This is a genomic window from Micromonospora sp. NPDC005171, from assembly GCF_040608575.1.
GTDB lineage: Bacteria > Actinomycetota > Actinomycetes > Mycobacteriales > Micromonosporaceae > Micromonospora.
The window spans coordinates 1-8,377 of the sequence record NZ_JBEXIM010000073.1; the positions used below are offsets into that span (position 1 = coordinate 1).

Genomic DNA, 8,377 nt, shown 5'->3' on the forward strand with positions numbered 1-8,377 from the left:
ACGAGCCTGCAGGAGTCGAAGCTGGAGAACCTGGGCCACCTCGGCGACGCCAACGACCACGACTCGCTGGGCCTGTTCCAACAGCGCCCGACCAGTGGTTGGGGCACCCCGGAGCAGATCACCGACCCCGAGTACTCGACGACCGCGTTCCTCAAGGGTCTGAAGCAGGTCGACGGGTGGCAGGACATGCCCCTGACCGACGCCGCGCAGACGGTGCAGGTGTCGGCGTACCCGGACGCCTACGCCCAGTGGGAGCAGCAGGCCACCGACCTCGTCGCCCAGCACTGGAACAACTGACACCGCACCACCACAGCACCACAGCACGACACCGACCGCTGGCCGGCACCCGCAACCCGGGGTGCCGGCCAGCGGCGTACCCCGGTCAGTTCTTGTGGTTGTGGGTGCGCCAGATGTCGATCAGCGCGGTGATCAGCGCGAGCACGATGATGCCGGTGGCGAGCATGAGGGACTGTTCGAAGGCGGTGGTCCAGTCACCGCGACTGTCGGCCAGCGTGGAGAAGAACATCGAGCCGACGGCGGCGATGCCGGCGGCGGCCCCGATCCGCTGACCGGTCTGGAGCATGCCAGCGCCGCTGCCCGACTGCCCGACCGGCACCTCGGAGAGGGTGATCGTCTGGTTGGGGGCGATCACCAGTCCGCTGCCGATGCCGGCGATGAGCAGCGGGCTGGTGGTGACCCAGGGCGCCGGGGCGTCCGGGAAGAGGCGCAGTGCGATCACCGTGGCGGCCAGCCCGATCACCACGGTGAGCAGTCCGATGGCGACGAGTGGTCGGCCGAAGCGGTTGACGATGCGTCCGCCGAGGACGGCGGCGGCCGCCGAGCCCAGGGCGAAGGGGGTGATGGCCAGGCCGGCGACGAGCGCGCTGTAGCCGAGGCCCATCTGGAGGAACAGGGTGAAGATGAAGAAGATCGCGGTGAAGCCGCCGAAGTAGACGAGCGCCAGGATCGAGCCCAGGGTGTACGACTGGAAGTTGAACAGTCGAAGGTCGAACAGGGGTTGGTAGTGGCGTGCGTACCGTCGCTCCCAGAGTCCGAAGGCGACCAGCACCGCCAGGCCGACCGGGATGAGCGCCCACTTCCAGGGGGTCCGCCACTGCTGCTCCTGTACCAGTGGCAGCAGGACCAGGACGACTCCGATGCCGAGCAGTAGGACGCCGAAGGGGTCGAGTCGATGCCAGCCGGGTTGACCGGTGGGGCGGCCGGGCAGCAGCCGCCAGCCGAGGACCACCGCGAGGACACCGACCGGCACGTTGACGAAGAAAACCCAACGCCAGCCGTGTTCCTCGCCGCCGATGGCGATGAGCAGCCCGCCGAGCAGCGGTCCGACGGCGGTGGAGATGCCGATGGTGGCGCCGAGCAGCCCGAACGGGCGGGCGCGTTCGGGCCCGCGGAACAGCTGCTGGATCAGCCCGATGACCTGCGGGTTGACGACGCCGGCGGCGGCGCCCTGCAGCAGTCGGGCGATGACCAGCCAGGTGGGGGAGGTGGCGAGGCCGGCGAGCGCGCTGGTGATGGTGAACAGGGCGATGCCGAAGACGAACGCGTTGCGTCGACCTCGGGCGTCGCCGAAGCGGCCGGCGGGCACCAGCGCCAGGCCGAAGGTGAGCGCGTAGCCGGAGAGGATCCACTGCAGGTCGCTCGACGACGCGTGCAGGGCCCGGTCGATCGACGGCACGGCGACGTTGACGATGCTCACGTCGAGCAGCGTCATGAACGCGGCGACGAGTCCGACGCCGACCGCCTGCCAGCGTCGTCGGTTCTCGGCCGCGGTCACCGGCTGCGGCGTCTGCGCCGCGCTCATCATGCCCCCCGTCGACCCTCGGTCATGCATGGTTGACCGCTACCCGGGTCTTCGGGGGGGCGAACCGTGCCGGCTGGCTCCGTGGGTCACGCCATCTGGCGGGCGCAGAACCGGGGACCGAAGTCGAGGCCGGCCATCGGTGAGTCCTCGCGGTGCAGCAGGCCCTTCTCGGTGAGCAGGTGCAGGGGGCTGTCCACCTGCTCCGGGGTCAACCCGGACTCCTCGGCGATCAGGTCCGGGTAGGGCACCTGTCCGCGCGCCTCCAGGGTGGTGACCGCCTGGTACACGCGTTGCTCGGCCTCCGACAGTTGCACCTGCTGCATGGTTCCTCCTCTGCTCGTCCGCCACCGTGGTGGCGGTTGCCGTGCGCCGTTTACCCCCTCGGTGCCCGAAGATGCACACCCGATCGGGCGGTCGCGACGGCGGGCGGGTCCGGCGGCAGCGGCGGGGCGGTGCCCTAGGCTGCTTCCGTGATCGTTTGGGATCTCGTCGTCGTCGGCGCTGGCCCCGCGGGGCTGTCCGCGGCGCACGCCGCTGCCCGTGCGGGCGTCTCCACCCTTGTTGTCGAGCGAGCCGTGCACCCGCGGTACAAGACGTGCGGCGGTGGCCTGATCGGGACCTCGCTGGCGGCCGTGCAGGGTCGGATCGAGGTGCCCGCGCACGACCGGGTGGACCGGGTGACGTTCACCCGCGACGGCCGTCGGGAGTTCACCCGTCGCAACGGCAGTCCGGTGGTGACGATGGTGCGCCGGGAGGAGTTCGACGACCGGCTGCGCGCGGCGGCGGTCGCCGCCGGCGCGCAGCTGCGGGAGCGGGTCGCGGTCCGCGCGATCGAGCAGGACCCTGAGGGGGTACGCCTGCGGCTGGCCGACGGTACGACGATCGCGGCTCGTGCCGTGATCGGGGCGGACGGCTCGTCGGGGGTGACCGGCCGGCACATCGGGGTGCGGTACCGGCAGGTGGATCTGGGTCTGGAGTTGGAGATTCCGGTGCCGCCCGGCGAGCAGGAGCGGTGGCGGGGTCGGCTGCTGCTGGACTGGGGCGCCATGCCGGGCTCGTACGCGTGGGTCTTTCCCAAGGGTGACCGGCTGACCGTCGGTGTGATCGCCGGTCGGGGCGCGGGGGAGGGGACCCGCGACTACCTGCGACGGTTCGTCGACAGGTTGGGTCTGACCGGGTTGCCGGCGGAGCACGACTCCGGTCACCTGACCCGTTGCCGCGCGGAGGATTCACCGTTGCGCAATGGCCGGGTGCTGGTCGTGGGGGATGCGGCGGGGCTGCTGGAGCCGTGGAGCCGGGAGGGCATCAGCTTCGCGTTGCGCTCCGGTGAGCTGGCCGGAGCGGCGGTCGCGGCCGGTGATCTGGCGGGGTACGAGCGGGCGGTGGCCGAGCGTCTGCTGCCGGAGATGCGGGCGGGGTTCCGGCTGCTCGACGTGTTCACCCGCCGGCCTGACGTGTTCCACGCGCTGTTGGCGACCCCGCCGGGCTGGCGGATGTTCGTGCAGTTCTGCCAGGGGCGGGCGAGCTTCGACGAGATGCTGCGCCGTCGCCCCATCCGTGCAGCCCTCGCGGTGCTCGACCGGTTGTCTCATCCATCGCGCCAGCCCACCGCTATTCACCCAGGATCCTAGGACGCCTTACAGGATGTGTACGCGGCTACTGGCGTCGCCCGGTCTGTGGGCAGGACAATCACAGCAGGGCAGCAGAAGGAGAGCGCTGATGACCGAGCAGCCGTTCACCGACGACGAGTACGCGTTTCTGCGCCACGTGCGGTTCGGGGAGTTGCCGCCCGCCGTCCGTCCCGACGAACGGGTGGCGCTGACCGAAACCGATCCCGGGCGTGACCGGCCGGAGGAATCCGACGACCCGATCCGCTGGAACGTGCAGGGCTGAGAACGCGCAACGGGCCGCAGGTGTCGCCACCCACGGCCCGTCGACAGTGTGCGATCAGAAGACCGGCACGCCCTCGCGTACCAGCCGCCAGTTCTGCTGGAAGAAGTCGGCCGGATCGATCGTCCCCCTGGCCTGCGCCCAGTCGATGAGCAGCTGCCGGATCTCCTGCTGCGCGTTGTAGACCTGGGTCTTCACGATGCCGGGGAAGTTGCCGCCGCCGCTGCGCCGGTAGTTGTTCACCGCCACCACGAACTGGGCGTTGTCGGCCACCGGAGTGTCGGTGCCGGCCAGCACCAGGCGGGTGATCCGCTGCCCGACCGGCTTGGAGATGTCGATGTCGTAGTCCAGGCCGGAGAAGACGTCGTAGTTGTAGTCCGGCACGGCCGGGTCACTGATCTGCTCCGGGTCGACCGGGGCGCCCGGCGCGAGGGTGCGGAAGAACTTCGCCGAGTACTCCAGGTACGCGCGCACCTCCGCGCCGCTGAGCACGACCGCCTCAAGGGTGTTGTCGTACACGTACAGGCCGGCCACGTCGCGGATCTTCACGTCACCGGCGGGGAAGACCGCGGTCCGGCTGAACGGCGCCGCGATCGACAGCACCGGCAGGTCCGCGTACGCGGTGCCGGCCAGCGCCGTACCGACCACCTCCGTCTGCACGTGGTTGATGAAGTCCAGGATCGGCGTGTCCTTGTACCGCGACTCGGCCGCCGACAACTCCACTGTGGACGTGGCGACGACCTGGTTGACGTACGCGACGGTCTTCTGGTGCTGGGCCCGCACGGCAGCGAGCACCTTCGGGTCCTCGACCACCGTGTTGGTGTTCAGCATGGTGGCGGCCTTCTTGGTGATCGTCCACCGGCCACGCTCCCGGGCGAGGGTGAAGTCCATCCGGGTGAGCCGCTGGCCCCACTTCGACGGCTCGGAGAGCAGCACCTGCGTGCCGGTGCGCTCGTTGGTGACGAACCGCTCGACCACCTCGTTGTGCGCGTGACCGAAGAGGATCGCGTCGATCCCCGGCACCTGCTGGGCGATCAACGCCACCGGGTTCTCGTTCGGCAGCTCAGGGCCGTAGCTGGAGGTGCCGCTGTCCCCGCCGTGCGCCGAGATCAGCACGAGGTCCGCACCGCGGGCCCGCATGATCGGCACCCACTTCGCCGCGGTGGCGATCATGTCCTCGAAGCGCAGCTTGCCCTCGACGTTGCCCTTGTCCCAGATGGCCACGCCGGGGTTGGTCAGCCCCAGGATGCCGACCCGCAGGGTCGGCGCGGCGAACCCGAGGGAGACCTTCTTGATGACGTACGGCAGGAAGGCCGGCTTGCCGGTCTTCGTGTTGACGGCGTTCGCGGCGAGCGCCGGGAAGCCGAGCTGCCGGATCCACAGGTCCAGCAACGGCAGGCCGTAGTTGAACTCGTGGTTGCCCAACGTCACCGCGTCGTAGTCGATGACGTTCATCGCCCGGGCCATCGGATGCTTCTCCCCGGTGGCGGTAATCGGCTCCTGCTTGGCGTAGTACGTGGCCAGCGGCGTGCCCTGGATCGTGTCGCCGGCGTCGAGCACCAGCGTCGCCTTGCCGCGCCGCTCCCGACGGATCTGGTTGATCAGGGTCGCCAGCTTCGCGACGCCGATGTCGTTCTGCTTGCTGTCGTCGTACTCGGCGTCGCGATAGTAATCCCAGTTGTAGACGTTGCCGTGCGTGTCCGACGTGCCCAGGAGGGTGAGGTCCCAGGTGCGCGGCCGGGCCGCGCCGGCCGCCTGCGCGGGCGCGGCGGCGATCAGCGGGGTGGTCGCCGCGGCCGCCGCGGCGACGAGCACCTGGCGGCGCGACGGGCCGGAGGGAGAGGTCATGACGTGCCTTTCCATGGGGATGGACGCGCCTCGTGAGCGCCTTGCGCACCATAACCAGCAGCTGTCGCTCCCGCCACGCCAGCCCCGGCTGTTGCAGCGGTTTCCGCAGGCCGACGCAGGGTAGGGCGGACACTGACGACATCTGCGGGAGAGCCCCCGCTTCCCGCGCACAGCGAGGAGATCTCCAGTGAGCGAGGACCAGCACACCCAGCAGGACCCCACCAGCCAGTACGGCCAGCAGTCCGGTCAGCCCGCGCAGCAGCAGTCAGCGCCCGGCTCGACCCGGGAGATGACCCCGAAGCCGGACCACGGGGAGGAGTCGTACCGGGGCAGCGGCAAACTCGACGGCAACAGGGCGCTGATCACCGGCGGTGACTCGGGGATCGGCCGGGCGGTCGCGATCGCCTTCGCCCGGGAGGGTGCGGACGTGCTCATCTCCTACCTCGGCGAGGAGGAGGACGCCGACGCCCGGGAGACGATCCGGCTCGTCGAGGCCGCCGGTAGGCGGGGCGTCGCGGTACGCGGTGACATCACCGACGAGACGCACTGCCAGGAACTGGTCGATCGGGCGGTGCGCGACCTGGGCGGCCTCGACATCCTGGTCAACAACGCGGCGTACCAGATGTCGCAGGACAAGGGGATCCTCGGCATCAGCACCGAGCAGTTCGACCGGGTGTTCAAGACCAACCTCTACGCGATGTTCTGGCTCTGCAAGGCTGCCATCCCGCACCTGGCCGAGGGCTCGGCGATCATCAACACGTCGTCGATCCAGGCGTTCGACCCGTCGCCGCAGCTGCTGGACTACGCCACCACGAAGGCGGGCATCGCCAACTTCACCAAGGCCCTCGCCGCCGACCTGGCCGAGCAGGGCATCCGGGTCAACGCAGTCGCACCGGGCCCGGTGTGGACGCCGCTGATCCCAGCCACCATGCCGGAGGAGAAGGTGAAGCAGTTCGGCACCGACACCCCGGAGGGGCGTCCCGGGCAGCCGGCCGAGCTGGCGCCCGCGTACGTCTTCTTCGCCTCGCAGGAGTCCAGCTACGTGACGGGCGAAATCCTGGGGGTCACGGGCGGTCGACCGACCAAGTGATCCGTCGCCGGGTGGGCGTCCGCGGCAATGCCCACCCGGCGGTGTCGCCTGTTCGTGCAGGTTGTCGGGCGCGGCTTGCTCGCGCGGCGGTTGTTCGTTGGCCCCTGCTGGTGCGGCTTGCTTCCGCCGGCCTCTTGTTGGCGCGGCCGCCTTGTTCGCGCGGCCTTGTTCGCGCGGCCCTGTTCGTGCGGCTCTCTTTTTCGCGGGGCCCTCGTGTTGGCGCGGCCCTGTTCGTGCGGCCCTCTTGTTCGCGCGGGCCTGTTGTTCGCGCGGCAGTGTTCGCGCTGTCTGGTGGTCAGCGTGGCCAGGCGGCGAAGCGTTGCCGGATCTGGGCGACGTCGGCGGCCCCCAGGCCGTACCGGCCGAAGCGCTGGTCGGATAGCCGGTCCAGGTAACGGCCAGCCGCGCGCACGTCGTCCGGGTCCAGCGCGGGGTCGACCTGCCGTGCCAGCACCAACAGCTCGGTCACGTCGTAGTGGTCGAGGGCCGCGGCCACATCAATGAAGTCACGAACCTCCCGCCGGTTGACCAACGCCGCGATCTTGTTGGCCACCAGGTCACGGACGTCCATCACCGGGCCGAGGTCCATCACCACCGGGCTCTGCTGGCGATCCAACCGGGCGAGGCTGAGCCGGATCTGCCGTCCGTCGCGACTCACCACGAAGTCCTTCATGTCCTGCTCGTACCCGTCGAACAGCTCGGCCAGCTCACTGTCCGGGTCGGCGTCGCTGACAATGAACCCGGCCCGCTCCAGGGCCACGCGCACACCGGCGGACGCGGCCGCTGCGGCACCCTCCACGTCCGCGAAGAGGTCGACGTCCTCCGTCGGTCGGGCGACCAGCCCGTGGGCCGCCCACGCCACCCCACCGCCCAGCACGAACCGGTACGGCCCGGCGGCGGCCAGCGCCACCCGGGCCACCTCCCGGTAGAACTCGTGCAGATGAGGTTCGATCACGCCGCGCGCAGGCCGCGGTGCCGGCTCTCCCACGCCTGGCGTACGCCCCGAGGCAGGTTGAGCAGTCGCCACACCCGACGCAGCGTCCGCCCGTTGATCAGAGCGCGCAGATCGTCGGCCCGGGTGGTCTCGCGAAGCACATTCTCGTACATCCAGAGCAGCTGGTCGGGGTCGCCAAGGTCGAAGGTGCGCTCGGCGTTCCACATCAGCCGTACCGGCAGCTCGACCACACCTCGGGTGGGACCGGCCAGCTCAGTAAGCGTCCGCGCCACCACAGCAGGGCGACCCGGGCGGGCCAGAAAAGCCACGCCGGTCGCGGTGGGGGAGACGGCCTGCATGGTGTCAGGGTAACGCCCACCAGAGCCGATGTCGTTCAGGTCGAGCCCAGCGCGCTGCTCAAGGCGCGCCAGCCTGCCCGTCACCGCCCGGAAGTTTGTCCGGTTTGCGCGAGGCTGGTGCGGTCAGCGCGGTCGTGATCGACTCGGGTTCCTTGATGTCGCGGTGTCCAGCCGTCCCGGATGCCCCGACTTCCGCGAACCCGAGTGGATCACCCGGGTGAGGGGTGGATTGACGCCGCAGGCCGGGCGCTGTGTGGGAGGTTTGCCCGTGATTGGGGTCTCGTGGGTGGTGACCGGGTGCACCCGTGGGCTGGAATCGTGGCCGGGGCGGGGTCGTTACATACTCTGACGATCGCAGCACCACCGCCCGCCGCCCGGCCCGCACCGGGCCTGGGATGCGGGTCGCGCAGGTTGGAATGCCAGCCTCCGCCCGG

Annotated in this window: 8 protein-coding genes and 1 pseudogene; 4 read left to right on the forward strand and 5 right to left on the reverse strand. The window is 70.3% G+C overall.

Annotated features, from left to right (window positions below; genetic code table 11):
• Positions 1-297: pseudogene (locus tag ABZU74_RS33740) on the forward strand (hypothetical protein); the annotation flags it as partial.
• 85 nt (positions 298-382) lie between these two features.
• Here the strand turns inward: ABZU74_RS33740 and ABZU74_RS33745 are convergent.
• Together ABZU74_RS33745 and ABZU74_RS33750 are read right to left on the reverse strand one after the other, a co-directional pair.
• Positions 383-1,822, reverse strand: a complete 1,440-nt coding sequence (locus ABZU74_RS33745; protein ID WP_355432756.1) for an MFS transporter — start codon at positions 1,820-1,822, stop codon at positions 383-385.
• A gap of 86 nt (positions 1,823-1,908) precedes the next feature.
• The gene (locus ABZU74_RS33750) at positions 1,909-2,145 is read right to left on the reverse strand and encodes a hypothetical protein (RefSeq protein ID WP_355432759.1); all 237 of its coding nucleotides are present in this window, start codon (positions 2,143-2,145) and stop codon (positions 1,909-1,911) included.
• A 147-nt stretch (positions 2,146-2,292) separates the two neighbouring features.
• On the opposite strand from ABZU74_RS33750, the gene ABZU74_RS33755 reads away from it, so the two are divergent.
• Together ABZU74_RS33755 and ABZU74_RS33760 are read left to right on the forward strand one after the other, a co-directional pair.
• Complete coding sequence (locus tag ABZU74_RS33755; RefSeq protein ID WP_355432762.1) at positions 2,293-3,453, forward strand: geranylgeranyl reductase family protein; 1,161 nt, start codon at positions 2,293-2,295, stop codon at positions 3,451-3,453.
• A gap of 88 nt (positions 3,454-3,541) precedes the next feature.
• Entirely contained in the window at positions 3,542-3,715 is a 174-nt protein-coding gene (locus ABZU74_RS33760; RefSeq protein ID WP_355432765.1) for a hypothetical protein, read from the forward strand.
• Between the two features lie 54 nt (positions 3,716-3,769).
• On the opposite strand, the gene ABZU74_RS33765 is transcribed toward ABZU74_RS33760, so the two are convergent.
• The gene (locus ABZU74_RS33765) at positions 3,770-5,560 is read right to left on the reverse strand and encodes a 5'-nucleotidase C-terminal domain-containing protein (RefSeq protein WP_355432767.1); all 1,791 of its coding nucleotides are present in this window, start codon (positions 5,558-5,560) and stop codon (positions 3,770-3,772) included.
• 187 nt (positions 5,561-5,747) lie between these two features.
• Between ABZU74_RS33765 and ABZU74_RS33770 the strand changes: the two genes are divergently transcribed.
• Positions 5,748-6,650 (forward strand): SDR family oxidoreductase, encoded by a 903-nt coding sequence (locus ABZU74_RS33770; protein WP_355432770.1) that lies wholly within the window; start codon positions 5,748-5,750, stop codon positions 6,648-6,650.
• Positions 6,651-6,945: 295 nt separating this feature from the next.
• Here the strand turns inward: ABZU74_RS33770 and ABZU74_RS33775 are convergent, their stop codons facing one another.
• Together ABZU74_RS33775 and ABZU74_RS33780 are read right to left on the reverse strand one after the other, a co-directional pair.
• Positions 6,946-7,605, reverse strand: a complete 660-nt coding sequence (locus ABZU74_RS33775) for a nucleotidyl transferase AbiEii/AbiGii toxin family protein (protein ID WP_355432773.1) — start codon at positions 7,603-7,605, stop codon at positions 6,946-6,948.
• Positions 7,602-7,943: a hypothetical protein gene (locus ABZU74_RS33780; RefSeq protein ID WP_355432776.1), complete on the reverse strand. Its 342-nt coding sequence runs from the start codon at positions 7,941-7,943 to the stop codon at positions 7,602-7,604. Before ABZU74_RS33780 ends, ABZU74_RS33775 begins: the two co-directional genes overlap by 4 nt.
• Positions 7,944-8,377: the final 434 nt, after the last annotated feature.